This window comes from Collimonas sp., from assembly GCF_039923675.1.
GTDB lineage: Bacteria > Pseudomonadota > Gammaproteobacteria > Burkholderiales > Burkholderiaceae_D > Collimonas.
This window is the reverse complement of the sequence record NZ_JBDTCG010000007.1, coordinates 65,920-87,286: the sequence shown is the minus strand read 5'-3', so window position 1 is coordinate 87,286 and position 21,367 is coordinate 65,920. Positions and strand designations below refer to the sequence as shown.

The 21,367-nt window shown below is 59.2% G+C and carries 17 protein-coding genes and 1 pseudogene; 13 read left to right on the top strand and 5 right to left on the bottom strand.

All coding sequences use genetic code 11. The features are described from left to right. Positions 1 to 327: TssQ family T6SS-associated lipoprotein (locus ABI171_RS01450; RefSeq protein ID WP_348090851.1), on the top strand; the 327-nt coding region annotated here is incomplete at its 5' end. A 34-nt stretch (positions 328 to 361) separates the two neighbouring features. Here ABI171_RS01450 and ABI171_RS01445 read toward each other — a convergent pair. After that, positions 362 to 1,279, bottom strand: coding sequence for a LysR family transcriptional regulator (locus tag ABI171_RS01445; protein WP_348090850.1), 918 nt, complete (start codon positions 1,277 to 1,279; stop codon positions 362 to 364). A gap of 136 nt (positions 1,280 to 1,415) precedes the next feature. Between ABI171_RS01445 and ABI171_RS01440 the strand changes: the two genes are divergently transcribed. Beyond that, the gene (locus ABI171_RS01440) at positions 1,416 to 2,690 is read left to right on the top strand and encodes an SGNH/GDSL hydrolase family protein (RefSeq protein WP_348090849.1); all 1,275 of its coding nucleotides are present in this window, start codon (positions 1,416 to 1,418) and stop codon (positions 2,688 to 2,690) included. Between the two features lie 179 nt (positions 2,691 to 2,869). Further along, a complete protein-coding gene (locus ABI171_RS01435; RefSeq protein ID WP_348090848.1) occupies positions 2,870 to 4,945 on the top strand; it encodes an NADPH-dependent 2,4-dienoyl-CoA reductase in 2,076 nt (691 codons plus the stop codon). Between the two features lie 143 nt (positions 4,946 to 5,088). Here ABI171_RS01435 and ABI171_RS01430 read toward each other — a convergent pair whose 3' ends face one another. Beyond that, positions 5,089 to 5,400: a hypothetical protein gene (locus ABI171_RS01430; protein WP_348090847.1), complete on the bottom strand. Its 312-nt coding sequence runs from the start codon at positions 5,398 to 5,400 to the stop codon at positions 5,089 to 5,091. 30 nt (positions 5,401 to 5,430) lie between these two features. Between ABI171_RS01430 and pip the strand changes: the two genes are divergently transcribed. Both pip and ABI171_RS01420 read left to right on the top strand, forming a co-directional pair. Continuing rightward, complete coding sequence (gene pip, locus ABI171_RS01425; protein ID WP_348090846.1) at positions 5,431 to 6,414, top strand: prolyl aminopeptidase; 984 nt, start codon at positions 5,431 to 5,433, stop codon at positions 6,412 to 6,414. Between the two features lie 76 nt (positions 6,415 to 6,490). After that, on the top strand, positions 6,491 to 6,997 hold the full coding sequence (locus tag ABI171_RS01420) for a BON domain-containing protein (RefSeq protein WP_348090845.1): 507 nt from the start codon (positions 6,491 to 6,493) through the stop codon (positions 6,995 to 6,997). A 6-nt stretch (positions 6,998 to 7,003) separates the two neighbouring features. Here the strand turns inward: ABI171_RS01420 and ABI171_RS01415 are convergent, their stop codons facing one another. Continuing rightward, positions 7,004 to 8,326 carry a cytochrome c peroxidase gene (locus ABI171_RS01415; RefSeq protein WP_348090844.1) on the bottom strand — a complete coding sequence of 441 codons (1,323 nt, stop codon included), beginning with the start codon at positions 8,324 to 8,326 and terminating at the stop codon, positions 7,004 to 7,006. Positions 8,327 to 8,454: 128 nt separating this feature from the next. Next, the gene (locus ABI171_RS01410; protein ID WP_348090843.1) at positions 8,455 to 10,878 is read right to left on the bottom strand and encodes an alkaline phosphatase family protein; all 2,424 of its coding nucleotides are present in this window, start codon (positions 10,876 to 10,878) and stop codon (positions 8,455 to 8,457) included. 230 nt (positions 10,879 to 11,108) lie between these two features. Between ABI171_RS01410 and ABI171_RS01405 the strand changes: the two genes are divergently transcribed. The 8 genes and pseudogenes from ABI171_RS01405 (at position 11,109) to ABI171_RS01370 (ending at position 19,932) form a co-directional block, all read left to right on the top strand. Beyond that, on the top strand, positions 11,109 to 11,579 hold the full coding sequence (locus tag ABI171_RS01405; RefSeq protein WP_348090842.1) for a hypothetical protein: 471 nt from the start codon (positions 11,109 to 11,111) through the stop codon (positions 11,577 to 11,579). A gap of 145 nt (positions 11,580 to 11,724) precedes the next feature. Then, positions 11,725 to 12,987: a glycosyltransferase family 9 protein gene (locus ABI171_RS01400; protein ID WP_348090841.1), complete on the top strand. Its 1,263-nt coding sequence runs from the start codon at positions 11,725 to 11,727 to the stop codon at positions 12,985 to 12,987. Between the two features lie 223 nt (positions 12,988 to 13,210). Further along, complete coding sequence (locus ABI171_RS01395; protein WP_348090840.1) at positions 13,211 to 14,350, top strand: branched-chain amino acid ABC transporter substrate-binding protein; 1,140 nt, start codon at positions 13,211 to 13,213, stop codon at positions 14,348 to 14,350. Between the two features lie 56 nt (positions 14,351 to 14,406). Beyond that, positions 14,407 to 15,111 (top strand): YafY family protein, encoded by a 705-nt coding sequence (locus ABI171_RS01390; RefSeq protein ID WP_348090839.1) that lies wholly within the window; start codon positions 14,407 to 14,409, stop codon positions 15,109 to 15,111. A gap of 90 nt (positions 15,112 to 15,201) precedes the next feature. Beyond that, a complete protein-coding gene (locus ABI171_RS01385) occupies positions 15,202 to 15,834 on the top strand; it encodes a glutathione S-transferase family protein (protein WP_348090838.1) in 633 nt (210 codons plus the stop codon). A gap of 326 nt (positions 15,835 to 16,160) precedes the next feature. Further along, a pseudogene (locus ABI171_RS01380) lies at positions 16,161 to 16,280 on the top strand (helix-turn-helix domain-containing protein); the annotation flags it as partial. 220 nt (positions 16,281 to 16,500) lie between these two features. Beyond that, a complete protein-coding gene (gene aspT, locus ABI171_RS01375; RefSeq protein WP_348090837.1) occupies positions 16,501 to 18,186 on the top strand; it encodes an aspartate-alanine antiporter in 1,686 nt (561 codons plus the stop codon). Positions 18,187 to 18,267: 81 nt separating this feature from the next. Continuing rightward, positions 18,268 to 19,932: a bifunctional aspartate transaminase/aspartate 4-decarboxylase gene (locus tag ABI171_RS01370; protein ID WP_348090836.1), complete on the top strand. Its 1,665-nt coding sequence runs from the start codon at positions 18,268 to 18,270 to the stop codon at positions 19,930 to 19,932. Between the two features lie 54 nt (positions 19,933 to 19,986). Here the strand turns inward: ABI171_RS01370 and ABI171_RS01365 are convergent, their stop codons facing one another. Further along, on the bottom strand, positions 19,987 to 21,264 hold the full coding sequence (locus ABI171_RS01365; protein WP_348090835.1) for a cytochrome-c peroxidase: 1,278 nt from the start codon (positions 21,262 to 21,264) through the stop codon (positions 19,987 to 19,989). Between the last annotated feature and the right edge of the window lie 103 nt (positions 21,265 to 21,367).

Sequence of the window (21,367 nt, the reverse complement as noted above, 5' to 3'; positions counted from 1 at the left end):
GTGGCGCCTGAGCCGCCGGCGCCACCTGCGGCCTTGAGTGACGGCATTGCCTTGTATAACAAGGGCAGCTATAGCGCTGCTGTGAAGCGCCTCGCCAATGCGCCGGAAATCTGGTCGGCTGAGATTGGCTTCCAGACCGAAGCCTTGAAATACATGGCGTTCAGCTATTGCGTCACTTCCAGGAAGAAGCTGTGCCGGCAGCAGTTTGAAAAGGCCTTGAGACTGGATCCGAATTTCGACCTGGCGCCGGGAGAAAAAGGCCATCCGCTGTGGGGTCCGGTGTACAACCAGGCCAAGCGCAGCGTGGCGGCCAGCGCCAAGAAGTAATGGTTTGAACGGCCGCCAGCCGGAGGCCGCACCGTCAGCGCCGAAACGCCGGCGCTGAAAAACCCGGCAGCAACGGGATTTTTTCGCTCAGGAATTGCATGAACAGCGTGGCGCGCAAGGATTGATAGCGACGCGACGGATACAGCAGCGAAGCTTCCTGCCCGGGCGTGCTCCAGGCCGGCAGAATCCGCTGTAGCTGGCCTGATTCGAGTAAATCGTGCACCAGCCAGGACGGACAGATCCCCAGGCCGGCGCCCATCATGAAACTCTCGCGTATCGCCATCGAGCTGTTCACCTGATAGCGGCTGCGCGTAACAATCTCTACCGTACCCTCGGGGCCGCTAAGCGTCGTCACTTCGCCATTCGCCGGCCGCGCAAAGCCGATGTAGCGATGCACGGCGAGATCATCGGGAGTCCGGATTTCAGGATGACGCTGCAGGTAGGCCGGCGCCGCCACCAGATAGCGTTCCGCACTGGCGATCTTGCGCGCGATCATGTTCGGCGGCAGCGAGCCGGCCAGGCGCAATGCGACATCGACGCCGTCCTCCACCAGATCGACAAAACGGTCATTCAATATCAGCTCGACTTCAATCTCGGGATACAACGCCAGAAATTCCAGTACCAGCGCATTCAGCCGCAGCTGGCCCAGGCCGAGTGGTGCGTTGACGCGCAGCAGTCCGGCCGGCCGTTCGGTCAGGCCGCGGGCGTCGCTGACGGCTTCGTTGAATTCTTCGAGCACCCGTTTGGCGCGCGTATAGAAACGCCGTCCCTGCGCGGTTGGCTTCAGGCTGGTGGTGCTGCGTTCCAGCAGCCGCACGCCGAGCTCCTTCTCCAGCGCGGCGATGATTTTGCTGATGGTCGGCTGCGTGCTGTGCTGCTCGCGCGCCACTGCCGACAGGCTGCCGAGCTCGACCGCCCGGACGAAGCTGCGGCAGGCTTTGATCTGATCCATATCATTCCAATTTGGAATAGGTAATATGCGATTATGATCTCTAGTACGATGGTTGTGAATAGCCTATCTTGAGTTATAGCTTGGTCTCATAGCTTGATCTGTATCGAATCCTCGATGGATCCACTTGGAGTCTTGCATGAATATTCAAAAAATCCTGGCAACCTTGGCCTGCCTTTCCGGGTTCACCAACGTCGCCTTGGCTGCCGCTCCAGCACTGGAAGAGTCCTCTGCCACGCTGCATTGGATCCCCAGCTGGATTGCCAGTCCGCAGCCGGTGTGGGAGCCCGGTTTTGCCTTGCCGACCAACATCCCCGCTAGCTTATCGAACCAGACCATACGCCAGATCGCCCGGCTCAGCATCGGCGGCAAGCACGTCCGGATCACCTTGTCGAATGAATACGGGACCACGCCGCTGACAATCGGCGCGGCGCATATCGCGCTCGCCGGCGATGCTTCGGCGATCGCCACAGGCTCGGACCGGGCGCTTACCTTCGGCGGTCGCACGTCGGTGACGATTGCGCCGGGCGCGCCGGTGGTTAGCGATCCGGTTGACCTGGAGATTGCGCCGCTGGCGGAGGTCGCGGTCAGTCTTTATCTGCCACAGGCCACGGCGCTTACCACCTTCCACTGGGATGGCAAGCAGAGCGCCTATATCGCGCCGGGTAACCTGGTCGCTGCTGCCGCCATCAAGAGCGATGTCAGTATTGAAGCGCGCTTGTTCCTCAGCACGATCCTGGTCGATGCGCCCGCTTCTAGCAGGGTGGTGGCGACTTTCGGCGATTCGATTACCGACGGCGCCGGTTCCACTTCCAACCGCAACCAGCGCTGGCCCGACTTGCTGGCGCAACGGCTGGCCGGACAACAGGTCGCCGTGTTGAATGCCGGGATTTCCGGCGCCAGGATCTTGAGCGACAAGATGGGTGTCAATGCACTGGCGCGCTTTGACCGCGATGTGCTGAGCCAGCCGCATCTCGATACGGTGATCCTGCTGATGGGTATCAACGACATCGGCTGGCCGGGCAGCAGCCTGGGTCCCTCCGACCCGGCGGTTTCGGTGGACCAGCTGATCGCCGGCTACCGGCAACTGATCGCGCGTGCCCATATGCGGCATGTGCGGATAGTCGGCGCCACCCTGACGCCGTTCGAGGATTCCTTGCATGGTTCGGATTTGCATGGCTACTATACGCTGGCCAAGGAGCAGAGCCGGCAAGCGGTGAATCAATGGATACGCGGTAGCGGCGAATTTGACGCGGTCATCGATTTCGACGCCATCACCAGGGACCCGCAACATCCGCGGCGCTATCTGCCGGCCTATGATTCAGGCGATCATTTGCATCCTGGCGACGCCGGCTACCGGGCCATGGCCGAGGCTATCGACTTGACTAGGCTTTTACAGAATGGTCAACGCTGACCGGGCGTTGCGACAACTGGTTATCATGGGAGACCATGCGGATTTGAAATAGGTCTTTAACTCTAATCGGGACTAAAACCGCGCTGTTGCAGCGATTTGGAGGGATTTTTCAGGTAGATTCCAGCCCTGTAGCTGATAGAAAAATCCTCGCGGCCTCTCAAAAAACCTATAAAAGACCTATGTCCCATCCTGTCTATCCTCATCTGCTCGCCCCTCTCGATCTCGGTTTCACTACGCTGAAAAACCGGGTGGTGATGGGGTCGATGCACACCGGCCTGGAAGACCGCTTTTTCCATTATGGCAAGCTGGCCGAATATTTCCGGGCACGCGCCAAAGGTGGTGTCGGCCTGATCGTGACCGGCGGCCTGTCGCCTAACCGGCAGGGCTGGCTGCTGCCTTTCGGCGGCACCATGAACAGTTTTGGCGATGTCTATAATCACCGGCGACTGACCAGCGCGGTGCATGAGGAGGACGGCAAGATCGTGATGCAGATTTTGCATGCCGGCCGCTACGGCTACCAGCCGTTGGTGGTGTCGGCCTCGGCCATCAAGTCGCCGATCTCGATGTTCAAGCCGCGTGCGCTGACCGAGCGCGGCATCCAGTCGACCATCGACGCCTATGTGCGTAGTGCGAAGCTGGCGCAGCGGGCCAATTACGATGGCGTCGAGATCATGGGCAGCGAAGGTTATCTACTCAATCAATTCCTGTCGCCGCGCACCAATCGTCGTAGCGATCGCTGGGGCGGAAATATCGAGAACCGCATGCGGCTGGCGATCGAGATTGTGCAGCGTATGCGCGAGGCGGTGGGTGAGCGCTTCATCATCATGTATCGCTTGTCGCTACTCGATCTGGTCGAGGGCGGCAATACCGGAGAGGAGGTGGTGGCGGTGGCGCAGGCGTTGGAAAAGGCCGGCGTGACGCTGATCAACACCGGCGTCGGCTGGCACGAAGCGCGGATTCCGACCATCGTCACTTCGGTGCCGCGCGGCGCTTTTCGTGAAGCGACAGCCCGTCTCAAGCGCAGCGTCGGAATTCCGGTGATTGCCTCGAATCGCATCAACACACCGGAAGTGGCGGAGCAGATCCTGGCCGAGGGCGATGCCGACATGGTGTCGATGGCGCGGCCATTCCTGGCCGATCCGGAATTTGTGCTGAAGGCGCAGCAGAATCGCGCCGATGAAATCAATACCTGCATTGCCTGCAACCAGGCTTGCCTGGATCATACCTTCCAGAACAAGCGCGCCAGCTGCCTGGTCAATCCGCAGGCTTGCCATGAAACCGAACTGGTTTACCGGCCGGTCGTCAAGGCGCGGCGGGTGGCGGTGGTCGGCGCCGGGCCGGCGGGTCTGTCAGCGGCCAGCGTGGCGGCCGAGCGGGGACATCAGGTGATCTTGTTCGAGGGCGCGGCGCAGATCGGCGGGCAGTTCAATATCGCCATGCGGATACCGGGCAAGGAAGAATTCAGCGAGACGATTCGTTATTTCCAGCATCGTCTCAAGCGGACTGGCGTGGAGCTAAAATTGAATCATCGGGTCAGCCGCCAGGAACTGGAGGCGCTTGGTTTTGACGATGTGATTGTGGCGACCGGCGTTGCGCCGCGCAATTTGCGGATTCCGGGGATTGAGCATCCCATGGTGTTGTCTTATCTGGATGTGTTGCAGCGTAAAGCGCCGGTCGGCAAGCGGGTGGCTGTGATCGGGGCCGGCGGGATTGGTTTCGATCTGTGTGAGTTTTTGCTGCACGATGCGGATGTGCCTTTGCCGGTTCCGATTGCTGCGTGGATGGATGAGTGGGGTGTGGATCCGTTGGCTATGGAGTCGGGGGGATTGCGGCCGGCGGCGCTGGTTGTGCCGGTGCGGGAGATTCATTTGCTGCAGCGTAAGCAGAGCAAGGTGGGGGCCGGGCTGGGTAAGACTTCGGGCTGGGTGCATCGGAGTGTGCTGCAGCGGAATGGCGTGCAGATGCTGGCGGGGGTTGATTATCAGCGGGTTGATGATCGGGGTTTGCATATCGCCGTGGGTGGCGTCAGCCGGTTGCTGGAGGTGGATAACGTGGTGATTTGCGCGGGACAGGAGTCTTTGCATGAACTGATTCCGGCGGAGTTGATTTTGCCTGGCAAGCCTGGCGAGCCGGTTAAAACCAAAGCGCAGCAAACCGGCTTGTGTTATCACGTGATTGGCGGGGCATCGTTTGCCAGCGAGCTGGATGCCAAGCGTGCAATACGTGAGGGCGCGGAATTGGCAGCAACGCTGTAGTTAAATGGGGTCAGAGTTTTTTTACGACAGCTTTATCGTCGTAAATTACTCTGACCCCTTTTAACTGGCTACGGAGTACGTGCGTTAGTAAATAAAGAATTTGCTGCTCCGTGGATGCTTGCCGGGGGTAGCCCGGCAGCTACTCACTTTCTTTTGCTTGCCTGCGCGGCCCGGCCAAAAGAAAGTAAGCAAAGAAAAGGCGACCGCAAAGCCCTTGCCTTCCCTTCGGTCAGGTCCCCAAAAGAGGCGCGTGGCAAGTTCTCAATGCGGGGTACTTCAAAAGCAACTGCAACCGCAACCGCAACCGCAACCGCAACCGCAACCGCAACCGCAACCGCAACCGCAACCGCAACCGCAACCGCAACCGCAACATCAAAGGCTATCGCCCCCGGCGGGGTTATCTGGCTTGTCTTTCTTTGTGTGCTGAACGGTGTCGCCAGATTTGTTATGATCATTGTTCTTCACTCCCACAAGGAAAACAATTCATGACTACCAGCCAACCCGCTGCGCAGCAAACTCCTCCTCAATTACTGGGGCTTTATCCGCCGCTGGAACCGTTCAAGTCGGGTCTGCTGGATGTGGGTGACGGCCATCAAGTTTATTGGGAATTGTGTGGCAATCCTGAAGGAAAGCCGGCGGTGTTCTTGCATGGGGGGCCGGGGGGCGGGTGTAATGCGGACCATCGGCGCTTGTTCAATCCCGAAAAATATTGCGTCATGCTGTTCGATCAGCGCGGTTGCGGGCGCTCTACGCCGCATGCCAATCTTGAGGCGAATACCACCTGGCATCTGGTGGCCGATATCGAGCGGTTGCGGGAAATGGCCGGGGTCGATAAGTGGCAAGTATTCGGTGGCTCGTGGGGCAGTACCCTGGCCTTGGCGTATGCGGAAAAACATCCCGGGCATGTCAGTGAACTGATTTTGCGCGGGATATTTACCGGGCGCCGTGAAGAGATACAGTGGTATTACCAGGACGGCGCATCGCGCCAGTTTCCGGACAAGTGGGAAAATTTCGTCGCGCCGATTCCGCCGGCGGAAAGGCATGAGATGGTGCAGGCTTACAGCCGTCGCCTGACCGGCAGCGATGAGACGGCCAAGCTGGCTGCCGCCAAAGCCTGGAGCGTGTGGGAAGGCAGCACGGTCAAGCTGTTGCCCGATCCGTCGCTGGCCGAGGCGCATGAGAATCCGGAATTTGCGATCGCTTTTGCGCGCATCGAAAATCATTATTTCATCAACGAGTGTTTCTTTGAAGACCAGCAGTTGCTGCGCGATGTCGACCGGCTGCGCGGCATTCCCGGCGTCATCGTGCAGGGGCGCTACGACGTCTGCTGCACGCCGAAAACGGCGTGGGAATTGCATAAGGCCTGGCCGGAAGCAGAGCTGCATATTGTCGAGGATGCCGGCCATGCGTATAGCGAACCGGGTATCTTGCACCAACTGATCAAGGCAACCGATAAATTCGCCGGCTGACGAGATGGCCGCGGCCGGAGTGCGCCATGCATTCCAGCTGCATTGTGCGCAACGACGGTTTGTTCTGGGGACCGGTATGTTACGACCACCTCGCTTGTTTTCTGCACTGAGCGCCCTGCTGGCGACGCTTGCGCTGGCGTCCCCGGTTCGCGCTGAAACCTTGAAAAACTGGTTCAACGATCCTTTCATCCAGGTCCGTAGCGCCGTGCCGGATTGTCCACCGCCACTGGGGCCTCTGGTGAACGAAGCAGAGGCGCATCTGGAATCCCACTGGCGTACCGAACGCGGCACCAGCTGCTGGCTTGCCGGGCAATGCAGCAAGCCGAATTCTTATCTATATGACGCGCCGATTGCGCATGCGGTGCAGGTCCATTTTGCCAATGATCCGGCGTTTGCCCGCAGCAGTTTGTGGTTGACGTTCCAGCGACGCTTTGTCTTGGTTGAAGGTTGCAGCGCCGATCCCGCCATGACTGCCGCCGCGCTGGAAGCATTTGTCCGCGCCGAGCCCGATGTGGAGCGCGTGATCGTGAATTTGCGCGCACCGGGCCAGAGTAAAGCGCCCTATCCGCTGGCGTCGCCCTGACTACTCTTACTCGATGCGCGCCGCGCCTGATTTGGCCGAGTAGCCGTCGTTCAGTGTCTTGAGAAAAGCGATCAGGTCGCCGATGTCTTCATCGTTGAGCGCCGGCGCCTGGCCTGCCTTGCGGTTGAGCGGTGCGTCGAGGCTATCGATATTGTCGCGATAACGCCGCGGCAGATCGTCGAACTTGACTACCTTGCCTTTGACCTTGGGGTACCACTTGCCAGGATCGGTATCGCGTTCCACATAAAAATGCAGCATGTCCTCCAGCGTATGGAAGCGGCCGTTATGAAAGAAAGCACCACGCGTCGCCACATTGCGCAAGGTGGGCGACTTGAACATGCCGCAAAATTCCGCTTCTTTCGCCATGTCCTTGCGGTCCGGCCCGCAGATGCCGAGGTCGACGTAGTCTGGGTTGTGGTTCGCCGCGATTTCAGGATTGCGCGGCACGCCCAGCGCCTGGAAGCCGAAATCGGTGAACTGCGCGGGTCGGCCTCCCGGCCCCGGCGTATCGATGTGGCACTTGGCGCAATTGCCCTTGTCGGGATTATTGAACAAGCCGTAACCGCGCAATTCGGCTGGCGTGAAATCAGCGTTGCCGGCCATCGCAGCGTCGAACTTGCTGGTGTAAGGATGGAAGCTGGCGTCTTCGGTCTGGAACGCCTCCAACGCCAGCGTCGCCTTTTCCAGCGCCGCCGCCGGTTGGTCGAAGATGCCGGCGCCATACACTTGCCGTAACTGCGCTGCATAGGCGGTCGTCTGCAGTCTGGCGACCACCTCTGCAGGATTCCGGTTCGCCATCTCGTTCACATTGAGCAAAGGAATCAACGCCTGTTCATGCAAGGAATCGACCGCGCCGTCATGCGTAAAGCCGCCGGTCGGCCCCTCGTCTTCGGTATCGTCCGGCCCCGGCACGTAATAATGACGGGTGAACTTGGGCGTGAAACCCAGGTACCGCAACGACGGCGTCGCGCGCGTGCCCTGCCGCTGCATATCGGAGCCGCCCAGCTGCACCGCCAGGTTGTTAGGCGGACCATATGCGTGATCGGGACTGTGGCAGGTAGCGCAAGACATCGTACCGGAAGCCGACAGCGACGCATCGAAGAATAATTGCTTGCCTAGCTGCGCCGCCGCGCTCAGGGTGGCCGCCGGCTCAGGATAGCGCACCCACATTTTCAAGGCAGGCTTCGGCGCTGCCGCCACTGCTGCAACCCGCGCCGGCGTATCGCCATCATGGCAAGCACTCAACAGCACCGCAGCCGCAGCCAACGCCAGCCATCCGGCAGCGCTGTAAAAATACCCGATACCAAACTCACTATGATTGCTACTCAAGACTATCAATCCATTCCAATATATTCACCAAAAATCAATTAGGGTCAGAGTCGCTCGGATAGAGTCGAATATTGCGCACTGGCTATATTCCACTCTATCCGAGCGACTCTGACCCCAATTAAAGGAACTTAGAAGTTGAACATGGCCATCAGGTCGCCGATGGCGGTGGTGTTGACCGGACGGTACTGGTCGGCGGCGACGCTGACCGGGTTGGGCAGGTTGTCGCGGCTGCGTGGCGACAGTGGCGGCAGACGCCAGTTGCGTTCGATGAATTTCAGCACCGACGAATGATCGTAGTAGGTGTGATCGACAAAGCCGGCGCGGGCATACGGCGATACCAGCAGGAACGGAATGCGCGGGCCGTCGCCGAAGAAGTCGACGTTCTGGATGTAGCCGCTGTCGAAATGGCCGCCGCCTTCATCGGTGGTGACCAGGATCGCGGTGTGTGCCCACAGCGTTGGATTGGCCTTGACCTTGGCGATCAGGTCTTGCAGGAAGGCTTCATAGCGTGCCGGCGCAGAGTAGCCAGGGTGGCCGCTGTCGAGGTTCTTCGGCACCACGAACGAGACCGCCGGCAAGCTGCCCTTGGCGATATCGCTATAGAACGTGGTCAAGCCGGCCAGGCTGGATTTCAGGCCGCTGTTCATGACGTTGCTGGAGGCTACCAGCGGATCGCCGATGGCGTTGTACTGCGCAGCTTGCGCAATCGCTACCGGGAAACCGAGGGCGGCGGCGTCGGCCGTTACGTCGGCGATTTCACGGCCGCCGGTATACCATTTCCAGGCGACATTTTTCTTCGCCAGGCCTTCGGCGATGGTCGGTACGGTTTGCGGCGGGTAGTTGTAATTATTCGGGCCGATCGGTTGAACGTTGCCGTTCATGTCGTAACCGGGATTGTAATTGTTGACCAGGTAGTATTTACCGGCATCGCAATTACTCTTGACCTTCTTGCCGCTGAGGAATGCCAGAATCGTGCCGACTCCCGGCTGGCTGGCATCCGAGCAATTGACGTAGGAGCCGCCCTGATAGCCGTCCTGCGAATAAAAGTTGGGAGTTTGCGCCAGCGGATTCGGATTCTCGATCTGGTTCGCGGGTGGTGTGCCGACCGCGCCGCCGTTATTGAAATACGGCAGGTCACCGGTGGATATGGTGAAGAAGTTGGCGCCGGTGCCGCCCATGATGCCTTGGTGATAGTTATCGCTCAGCGCATATTGCCGGGCCAGCGATTTGAAGAAAGGCGCATCGCCGCTAGCCATGTTGAGGAAGCCCATCAGTTCACCGCCCTGGCCGGGATTGCTCGGGGTGATGCCCTTGGTATCGCCGCCCTGGCCGACTGTCGCCGCCACCCAGGTAAACAGATCCAGCTTGGAATTGTCGCCGCCGGTCTGCTGCCACATCTGGAAAAAACGATGCACCGGATCGCCGGTCTGAGCGCTTGCCGCCGTCCCGTAAGGCACGTACTTGGTCAGCTGGAACGGGCCGCTTGGCAGGTTGCCCGGAAAGCGGGTATCCGGCACACCACCCGGATCCTGGAAGGTCGGTGGTTTGAGTTCACCGATCGCAGTCGGTTGCGGCAAGGTGGCGTAGGCGGTGGAGCGGGTCGGGTTGATCGTATAGGCGGTTTGCGTCGCGCCCTGGTTTTGCATGGCCAGGCTGAAGTTCGGGCCCGGCGTGCCGTCGGCGTTGATGATGCCTTGCGACAATAAATTTTTCACGGTTTGGCCGCTTGGCGGCTGGTACGCGCCAAACACCGCATCGAAGGTCTGGTTTTCGCCGACGACCACGATGACGTTTTGGATCGGCGTTGTGGTCGGACCACTATTCAGCGCCACCAACGACTGGATCGCGGTTGCCGGCAACGCGCCGCTCACATTGCCGGTAGCCGGAATCGTCAGCACGGCGCGGTTGGCGTCAGCGCCTACCGCGATCTGGCCGGTGTGGACGGTAAAGCGGGCCAGGTCGAACAGATTGTCGAGCGGATCGCTGGCAATGGCTTGATACGTGGTGCTGCCGATCGGGTCGGCGGTTTCGCTGGCGGGCACGCCCATCGCAGTAAACAAGGCTTGCAGCGGCAAGGAGACGTCGCTGACCGCTTGCGCAATGCTGGCGGAACTGATTTTCGCCGCGCTGATTTGCGCAGCAGTCGGGCTGCCGCCAGGGATCAGGCCGAGCACGCGCTGTGTCACCAGCGAAGTCAGTGGATTCAGGTTGGCTTGTATCGCATTGCCGGCGCCGCTCGGATTGATGACAGAGGACAAGGTGGCGGCGCTGCCGTCGGCATCGTTAAACGGCGCGGTCAGGACAAAAGGACCGGTGCCTTTCAACGGCAGGGTGAACTTGCCATTGCCATCGGTCAATGCCGTCTGCACATTCTGGCCGCTGCCGTCTGTGATGGTCACCGTCACGCCCACCAACGCTTTGCCGGTAGCGGCGACGCCGCTTACCATGGTGCCGCCGCTGAGGGAATTGCTGCTGCTGCTGCTGCTGCCGCCGCTGCAGCCGCACAGATAAGCGAGCGTTGCGCATGCCAGCGCCAGGGAATGAAGTTTCATGAATTATCTTGTTGTCGGATGGTTGAGTTGTCGGGCCAAAAAGCAGGCGTGGCGGGCGTGCGCAGCATGCGCTTGAGTAATCTTCTATTGTTACAAGCAAATATGACTGCCTGATGTCAGGAAACTTTAGGGTTTGCGAAAAACAACAAACCGTTTAGAGTAGGTTGTCCATTGCGCCGGATTAATTATTGTGTTGCATGGTGTTGTTGTGTGGAAATAAAAGGTGGTCTATGAAAACGTCTCTGATGTCCTTGCTGCTGATTGCCTTGCTGGTTTCAGACAGGGTGCTGGCCGATGACATGCCGATGTCGATGGCGGACATGCTGGCCGACAAGGACGTGATGCAAGCGGCCAATGCATGCTTGTCCAGGCATCCGAAAGGCGACAATATTTTTGTTGAAAACGTCTATCCGATGAACCGCGGCCTGGTGGGCATCGTCACCGCCGATGGTTCCGGCCGCCGCTACGATTGCAACGCCGATCTTGAGACTGGAAAAGTGCGCGGCAGCGAGCCGATCATCGAACCGCGCGGGCCTTTGTTCGTGTCGGTGCGGCAGATGCCGGCGCCACCCAAGGGAGAATGTTTTGCCAGTAATCCGATAGTGATCGGCAAGCAATTGCAAGGCTGGATGCTGGTACAGACGGGGAAATGTAGCGGGGTTTCGTGGAATGGCATCGCCGTCGCGGCGAAAGGTTCATAAAGACCGCTCTGCCAGAAGCAAGGAATCCAGCTGAATTCCGTTAGAATATCTGCAATATAACTGCAGTAGCCACTCGCAGCTGCGCGGCCATTTTTATCGCGGGCCGGCGTTGCCAATGTTCACCGATAAGGTTCGCCCAGCCAACATGCATTCTCTCCACGAACTGACGACTTCCTACGCTGCGTACCAGCAAGAGACAAATATCAGGACTGCGCTGGATCTTATCGACAAACTGCGCTTTGCCGGCAAGGCGGACGACGCGATCGACCTGGCGTCGAAATGGTCGGATACTGCTGCAGCGCCGATATCGCGTGCGCAGTTGGCTTACGCCATGAGCTGCCTCGGCATGCTCGTGCCGGCCGAACGCATTTTGCAAGAGGTGCTGCCGCAATTCGAGACCGATGGCGAGACCCGCTATCAGCTCCTGCTGGAGCTGGCGATCGTGAAATATTGCATGGGCAAGTTCCATGAGGCGCATTTGCTGCAACGCACGTTGCACCAGCCGGAATGGTGCGAAATATGGACCCGGCTGGTTTCTCCAAATCACGATAACAACTGGTTTTTACCACATAAGGACAAGGTGCTTTACGACCAGCCGGTAGCCGGTAAAACCATCATGATCGCCGGTGAAGGCGGCGCCGGCGATTTGCTGCTGTTTTCCCGCTACGTGAAAAGGCTGCAGCAAGAGGGCGCGGCGCTGATTTATTGCCATGTGCCTCCTGCGCTTCAAAGCCTCATGGTAAATAGCGGCTTGCCGATCGTGGCTGTCGACGACACCTTTAGCCAGATGGCCGAGTGCGATTTTGTCACCTGGACCTTCGCATTGTTTACTCGTTACCAGAAGAGTCCGTATTTCCCGGCGGCGGAAGAAAGCTATCTGGCGCTCTCGGCCAGCCATGCGCTAGCCGACGGCCTGCAGGAAAAGCTGCGCCGGAGCGGCAGCGGCCGGCGCCGGATCGGGCTGGTCTGGCGCAGCGCCACCCAGGTGCGCCACGAGCCGTATCGTTCCATGGATCTGCAGGCATTGGTGCCGTTACTGGAAAGCGCCGACGCCGATTTTTTCTCGCTGCAGGTAGACATTTTGAGCGAAGAGGAAAAAGTGCTGATGGAGCGCCACCAGATCGTCGACCTGGCCCCTCACCTGGCTTCGTTCGAAGACAGCGCGCATGTGCTGGAGCAGCTTGACTTGCTGATTTCTGTCGATTCGGCGCCGGCGCACCTGGCCGGCGCGCGCCAGCGGCCGGTATGGCTGGTGCTGGCAGGGTCCTGCGACTATCGCTGGTACGATTGTCAGCGCTTCACGCCCTGGTATTCTTCCATGCGACTGTATCGCCAGGCCAGACTTGGCGACTGGCAGCCGGTGGTGGCAGCGATGAGCGCCGACCTGTCGGCGCAAATCCCGGCATAGTCTTAGGTCAGCCGGTTGTCGAACGCCTTGGGGAAGATAAAGCCGCGACCGCCACATTAGCGATAAGCAGAGTGCCGGTTTTAGGTAGAATCCATGGGTAAAATAAAATCACTGGAGCTGCTGCGGGAACCGCCGCCACCGGACAAATCCGCATAAAACGTGGAGCCGTGGGCGCAAGGCGGGGATAATGCGGCACTTCAGCCACTTGAATCCGGGAGATAAAATGCAGATCAATGCCAAAGCCACGTTGCTTGCCGCCGCTATTACCTTGACGCTGGCCACCACCGTGCAGGCGCAGGAACAAGTCGTGAAGATTGCCCACGTCGGCCCGATCACCGGCCCGGTCGCCCATGTCGGCAAGGATAATGAAAACGGCGCGCGCATGGCGATCGACGACCTCAACGCCAAACACCTGGTGATCGGCGGCAAAAAGATCAAATTCGTGTTGCAGGCCGAAGATGACGGCAGCGATCCGAAGCAGGCGACCAGCGTCGCCCAGAAGCTGGTGGACGCCAAAGTGGCGGCGGTGATCGGTCACCTGCAATCCGGGACTTCGATTCCCGCTTCGAAGATTTATTTCGACGCCGGCATTCCGCAGATTTCGCCCTCCGCCACCAGCACCAAATATACCGAACAAGGCTTCAACACCACTTTCCGCGTGGTGGCTAACGACTCCCAGCTCGGCGCCGCAATGGGGCGCTATGCCGCCAAAACCTTGCACGCCAAGAAGGTTGCAGTCATCGATGACCGCACCGCTTACGGCCAGGGTCTGGCGACTGAATTCCTCAAGGACGCCAAGGCCAATGGCGTCGATATCGTCTCGACCCAATACACCAACGACCGCGCCACTGATTTCAGCGCCATCCTGACCGCCGTCAAAGCCAGGCAGCCGGACCTGATTTTCTTCGGCGGTATCGACGCCAGTGCAGGCACCATGCTGCGGCAGATGCGCCAGCTCGGCATTACCGCCAAATTCATGGGTGGCGACGCCATCTGCACCGGGGCGCTGCCACGTCTGGCCGGCGAAGGCCTGCTGGATGACCAAGTGTATTGCGCGATTGCCGGCGGGGTTGAAAACCAGGCACCGCTGGACGCATTCAAGGCTGCCTACAAGCAGAAATACAATGCCGACATTGTCCAGTATGCCCCTTACACCTACGATGCCGTGATGATCATCGCCAAAGCCATGCAAGAAGCCAATTCGGTCGATCCGAAGCAGTATTTGCCGAAGCTGAGCAAGATCGAGTACACCGGCGTCACCGGCAAGATTGCGTTTGACGACAAGGGCGATATCAGGAACGGCACGCTGTCGATTTACACCTTCCGCAATGGCCAGCAGGTTTTGCTGTCGCTGACCAAGTAAGCAAGTAAGGCGTAGGACCAGGCGCTGGCGGCGCGACGGGATATCAGGAGGCGATATTGGCACAGGCAGCAAGTCGTACCGGACGCTTATTCATGCTGATGGATGCATTGCGCAGCTATCGGCGGCCGGTCACTGCGGCCCGCCTGGCCGAGGATTTGTCGGTCTCGGTGCGCACCATCTATCGCGATGTGCAAACCTTGGTAGAACTCGGCGCGCCACTGGAAGGTGAAGCCGGACTCGGCTATGTACTGCGTTCCGGATTTTTCCTGCCGCCGCTGATGTTCAGCGAGGATGAGTTGGAAGCGTTGGTGCTGGGCGCGCGCTGGGTCCAGCGCCAGGGTGACGCCGGTCTGACGCAAGCCGCCGCCAATGCGCTCAGCAAAATCGCCACTGCTTCCCCTGCCGACCTGCGCGACAACATGGCGAACATGGGTTTGTGGGCCGCCAGTTTCGCTCAGGAGCCGGTCAATAATCTCGCGTTGGGGCCGATCCGCGAGGCGATCCGGCGTCAGCACAAGCTCAGCATCAGTTATCGTGACGAACGCGGCAGCGCCACCGAACGCCTGATCTGGCCGATTGCGCTGGCTTTTTTCGAGGGCAAGCGGCTGGTGATCGGCTGGTGCGAACTGCGCAGCGGCTTCCGCCATTTCCGCTGCGACCGGATCAACCAGCTGACAGCCACCAGGCAGCGCTATCCCGAACACCGCAGCGTGCTGCTGCAGACCTGGCGGCGTGAAAATCCGTTCACCGAAGACCGGTAAAAATCACTTGTCATAACACTACTGACACAGACTGTCAGCAGCCCGGGACTAAGATGCTTCATCGCTTCAACCACCCCGGGAGATTTCATCATGCGCCTCTATCATCATCCGATTTCATCGAACGCCCGCCGCGCCGTCATGACTGCGCATCACTTGCAGCAACCGGTGGAGCTGGTGCTGCTGGACCTCTCCAGCGGCGACCAGCGCAAACACCTGCTGAGCATCAATCCGAACGAGAAAATCCCGGTGCTGGTGGATGGCGATTTCATCCTGTGGGAATCCTGCGCGATCATGCAATACCTGGCCGACAAGACCCCGGGCCAGGCCGTCTATCCTACTGAATTGCGGGCGCGGGCCGACGTCAACCGCTGGATGTTCTGGTCGGCTCAGCACCTGGCGCCGGCGATCGCGATTTTTTACTGGGAAAATTTCATCAAGGGACTGATCGGCGCCGGCCAGCCAGACCAGGTGGAGCTCAGGCGCGGCGCGGTCGACCTGGAATCGTTCGCCACCGTGCTGGACGGCCATCTGGCGCGCCGCCAGTGGGTCTGCGGCGACGGACTGACGCTGGCCGACATCGCCATCGCCGCGCCACTGATGGCGGCTGGCCCGGGCCGGGCGCCCTTGGAGCAATACCGCCATCTGCAAGCCTGGTTCAACCGCATGCAAGAGCTGGATGCATGGCGCCAGACCGAGTTCGATGAAGAACTGATGGTTGCCTGAGGAGATGGCAACCCGTCTAGGTCCGGCGCCGGCAAGGATATAATCCGGCAATGGACCTTCCCCCGATTTTCAGCCCCCTGCCTCAGCAGCAGATCCTCAGCCGCCTGACAGGCATGCGCTGAATCGCCGTCATCGCGCAGTTGCTGGTGAATGTCAACAGCCTGTCCTTGCTGCGGTATTTTTCCGGCGGCGCCATCAATCCCTTCATCTCCTTCCTCCTGCCTGCCTTGGCGGTCGCCGCTGCGATCCTGCCATGATGTCTGGCGTTCGTGCTGTCGCTGTATGCGTTTGCCGGTTATTCCGTGCTGACCTGTGTTTACCCGCCGCAGCATATCCAGTACGTAGTGGCTCAGCTTCAAGGCAATGTGTCGTCCAACGCGCGCGCCTTGAACATGCATCGCCGCACCTTGCAGCCGCGGCTGGCGAAGAAACCGGTGATGAAGTAGTTTGATGGCGTCAATTTCATTGTGGAGTGAAATTGATCTGGCGCAAATACCGCGCGAATAAGATCCGTTTCACCTTTTGGAGGCTGATGATTTGCTTTTCGGAAATGGCAATTCTGCTATGATGAAAATACTTTTTGACAACTTATCAAAACGCAATTTCATTTTGCGGTTTCCATTCGCAATTTCAATTTTCACCACTCATCATGAAAGGTTGCCCGTTATGGAATGGTTGCATGACCTCTTCAAGAAATCTCCCGAGATAGCGCTGTTTCTGTCACTGGCAGTCGGCTACTACATCGGCAAGCTCAAGTTCGGCAAGTTCCAGCTCGGCGGCGTCGCCGGCTCGCTGCTGGTGGCGGTGCTGGTGAGCCAGGTCGGGGTGCAGGTCGATCCGGGCGTCAAGGCAGTCTTGTTCGCGCTGTTCATCTATGCGGTCGGCTATGAAAGCGGCCCGCAATTTTTCAATTCCCTTGGCAAGCAATCGATCCGCGAAATCATCCTGGCGGCAATCCTGGCGATCACCGGGCTGGCGACAGTGGTCATCATGGCGCGCCTGTTCGGTCTGGACAAAGGACTGGCGGCGGGCATCGCGGCCGGCGGCCTGACGCAGTCGGCGATCATCGGCACCGCCGGCGACGCCATCACCAAGCTCGGGCTGGGAGCGGCCGAAGTGGCGCGCTTGCAAGGCAATGTCGCAGTCGGCTATGCCGTGACCTATGTGTTCGGCTCCTTCGGCGCCATCATCGTCTGCGTGAATATCCTGCCGAAGCTGATGGGACGGACAATTCGCGAAGATGCGATCAAGGCCGAGACCGCCATGCAGGCCGGGGTCAAGGTGCTGGGGCCGGAACAGCATGCGGCTTTGCCGGAACTGGTCGGCCGCCTGTACGAAGTCACGCAGGGCAAGATCTCGGTCGAAGAAGTGGAAAATCTGGATCCGGCTACCGCCGTCACGATTGAACGCGTCAAGCGTGGCAACCAGGTAATCGAAGTCAACCCGCAACTGCTGCTGCAGCCGCATGACATCGTGCTGGTGGTCGGCCGCCGTGAGGCGGTGGTAAGCACTTCCGGTTTTCTCGGCAAGGAAGTGTATGCGGTGGAAGGCATGGAACTGACCATGCAGCATCGCGAAGTGGTGCTGACCAACAAGGAATTCCATAACAAGAGCGTGGCGGAAATCCGCACCCAGACCGCTGGCAAAGTCCGCCATGGCATCTATGTGGTGCAGCTTGGCCGCATGGGCCAGGTGCTGCCGATGCAGCCGGAAACCATCGTGCAAGTGGGGGACGTGGTGTCTATCTATGGCGCCGAACAAGACGTCAAGCGGGTCGCCGATATCGTCGGCTATGTGCTGCTGCCAACCGCCAAAACCGATTTCGTCTATCTTGGCGCCGGCCTGGTGGTGGGTTTGCTGGCGGGCCTGCTGGTGGCCAAGGTCGGTTCGATTCCGCTGACCCTGGGCAGCGGCGGCGGCGCCCTGCTCTCTGGCTTGCTGTTTGGCTGGTTCCGTTCCAAGCACCAGTCCTTCGGCGCCATGCCGGTGGCGGCGGTGCAGATCCTGAAAGATCTCGGTCTCGCCGGTTTTGTGGTGGTGGTCGGCTTGTCGTCGGGCTTGCAGGCGGTGCAGACCGTCAAACAGCAGGGCTTCACCATCTTCGGCGTCGGCATGGTGGTGACCATTTTGCCGATGATTTTGACCATGCTGATCGGCCGTTACGTGCTGGGCTACGACAATACGGCGATATTCGCCGGCGCCCTGAGCGGTTCGCGCAGCGCTAATCCGGCGTTCGGCGAAGTGCTGGACAAGGCGGAAAATTCGATCCCGACCGTGCCTTTCGCCATCACCTATGCGCTGGCCAATGTGTTCCTGACCTTGCTGGGGCCGTTGATCGTGGCGCTGGTTTGATTCCACCGTCATCGTCATAGTTTGTGCATCAATCCGGGTCCGCTGCGGCGGACTCACACACATCAATAAGGAGTATCGGAAATGGATTTCAGTAACCCAGACAAACTCGCGCTGCTAAGCCCGTTTGAATTGAAAGATGCATTGATCCAGGTTGCCTCGAAAAGCGACCGTTCGATGTTGAACGCCGGCCGCGGCAATCCGAATTTCCTGGCGACTACGCCACGCCACGGCTTCTTCCAGTTCGGCTTGTTTGCCATGAGCGAAGCCGAGCGTTCCTATATCTATATGGATGGCGTCGGCGGTTTCCCGCAGCGCGATGGCATCGAAGCGCGTTTCGAAATTTTCACCAAGGCCAATCAAGGCGTCGAGGGTATCCGTTTCATCGAAGCAGCGGTGTCGTATGTACGCGACCAGCTGGGCCTGTCGGCCGGCGCTTTCATTTATGAAATGTGCGAAGCCATCCTCGGCTGCAATTATCCGGTGCCGGACCGCATGCTGCGCCTGAGTGAAAAGATCGTCGGCCAATACATCCACCGCGAGATGATCGGCGACCACCCGTTCGTCGGCAATTTCGACATGTATGCGGTCGAAGGCGGCACCGCCGCCATGACTTACATCTTCAACAGCCTGCGCGAAAACCATATCCTCAAGGCCGGCGACACCATCGCGCTCGGCATGCCGATCTTCACGCCCTACATCGAGATTCCGCATCTTAACGATTACCAGCTGGTCGAGCTGCTGATCGATGCCCCGCCGGAGAACAACTGGCAGTTCACCAAAAAGGAACTGGACAAGCTGCTGGACCCCAAGGTCAAGGCCTTCTTCCTGGTCAACCCGAGCAATCCGCCATCGGTCAAGATCAACGACGAAACCCTGGGCTATATCGCCGAGATTATCAAGAAACGGCCGGACCTGATCATTCTCACCGATGACGTCTACGGTACCTTCGCCGACAATTTCGTCTCGCTGTTTGCGATCTGTCCGTACAACACCATCCTCGTGTATTCGTTCTCGAAATATTTCGGCGCGACCGGCTGGCGCATGGGCGTGGTCGCCACCCACGAAAAAAATATCCTCGACGACAAAATCGCCGCTCTGCCGGAAGCCCGCCGCAAGGAACTGGATCAGCGCTACAACTCGATCACCACCGAGCCGCGCGCCCTGAAATTCATCGACCGCCTGGTGGCCGACAGCCGCACCGTCGCCCTCAACCACACCGCAGGCGTCTCGACGCCGGTGCAGGCGCAGATGACCTTGTTTTCTCTGTATTCGCTGATGGATGAACCGCAGAACTACAAGAAATCGATGAAGCGCATCGTCTTGCGCCGCAAGGAAGCATTGTACCGGGCGCTGGGTTTGCCGCTACCGCTGGATCCGGATTCGGTCAGCTATTACCATCTGCTGGATCTGGAAACCCTGGCCACGCAGATGTACAGCGCGCCATTCGCCAAGTGGATGGTCAAGCATCTGAAGCCGAATGAAGCGCTGTTCCGGCTGGCGGAAGAAACCGGTGTCATCCTGTTGCCGGGACGTGGCTTTGGCACGGCGCATGCATCGGCGCGGGTCTCCTTGGCGAACCTGAACGAATATGATTACGCCAACATCGGAACGGCGATTCGCAAGCTGGCGCTGGAATTTTATACGCTGTTCGAGAAAAGCGCAGGCGGCGATAAAGGCGCCAAGAGCGTGAGTGGCGCCAAGGCCGTAGGCGGCAAGACCAAACCTGCGAAAAAATCCAAGAAATAAATATCGCAGTGCGTTACAAGAAGCCCATGCCATGGGCTTTTTTTCGAGGCTCTACTATGGCCGGTAGCCGTCGTTCAGAGTTTTGAGAAAGGCGATGACGTCCTTGATTTCGCCGTCCGTCAACGCCGGCCGGTCGCCAGGTTTGCGATCAAACGGCGCTTCTGCGTTGACATTGCCGCGATATGCCTCGGGCAGATCGTCATATTTTTGCACTTTACCGTCTTTACCCTTCGGATACCATTTCTGCGGCTGGGTATCGCGCTGCACATAGAATTTCATCACCTGTTCCAGGCTGGTGAAACTGCCGTTATGGAAAAAGACTTTGCGCGTGGCCACATTGCGCAAGGACGGTGTCTTGAACAGGCCGCAATACTCGGTCTTGTCTTTCAGGTCGGTGCGGTCCGGGCCGCACAGACCCATGTCGTAATATGCCGGATCGGCGTTGGCCGGGATATGTGTGTTGCGTGGCACGCCGATGGCGATCAGGCCGTAATCGGTAAATTGCGGGAACGCGCCGCTGGGTGTAATTTCGCTGATGTGGCAAGAGGCGCAATTGCCTTTGGCGGGATTGTTGAACAGCTGCAGGCCGCGTAGCTCTTGTTTGCTGAGCTGGGTTTGCCGGCGCAAAAAGGCGTCGTATTTACTGTTGTAAGGATAAAACTCGGTCGGGCTTTCCTGGAATACCTCCAGTGCCATCAAAGTCCATTTGAAAGCTTGTTCCTGGCTGTCGAAAATATCTTCGCCGAAGGTCTCGCGGAACTGCGCGGCGTAAGGCGCTTTCTTTAGCTTTTCGACCACTTCGGCCGGACCGGTATTACCCATCTCATGCGCCGACAACAAGGGAATCCGCGCCTGATCATGGGTCGACGGCGCGCGGCCGTCCCAATTATGACCGCCGGTCGGGCCGGCATCGATGCTGTCGTCGCCGTCGTCATCGAAGAAGTGTTCGGTGAACGCCGGTACGTTCTGTATGTAGCGCAGCGATGGCACCGCGCGGGTACCGAGAATGTCCATCTGCTTGCCGCCCAGTTGCACCGCCAGGTTGTTTGGCGGCCCGAAGGCATGCTCGGGACTGTGGCAGGTGGCGCAAGACATCTTGCCCGAGGCCGACAGCGACGGATCGGAAAACATGGTGCGGCCGAGCGCGGTCATGGCGGCGACCAATGGCTGCTTTTTCAGCGTCGGCGCGTAAGTCGCGCCGACATAGGCCGGCGCTGCCGGCTGTGCCACTGTGGCTGCCGCTGTGGTGACGGCATCGGCATGCTGCTGGCCGCAGCCGTTCATGAAGAGCGCGCCGAGGCCGCTCAGGAGTGCAATGACCGCTGGTTTCATGGTAATGGCTGGAAAGCGAGATAGTGACGAAGCTGCCGCAAGCGCTGTTCATTGTTGTTATTCGACCGGCAAGACTAGCACTGCTCTGTGACAAAACGATGAC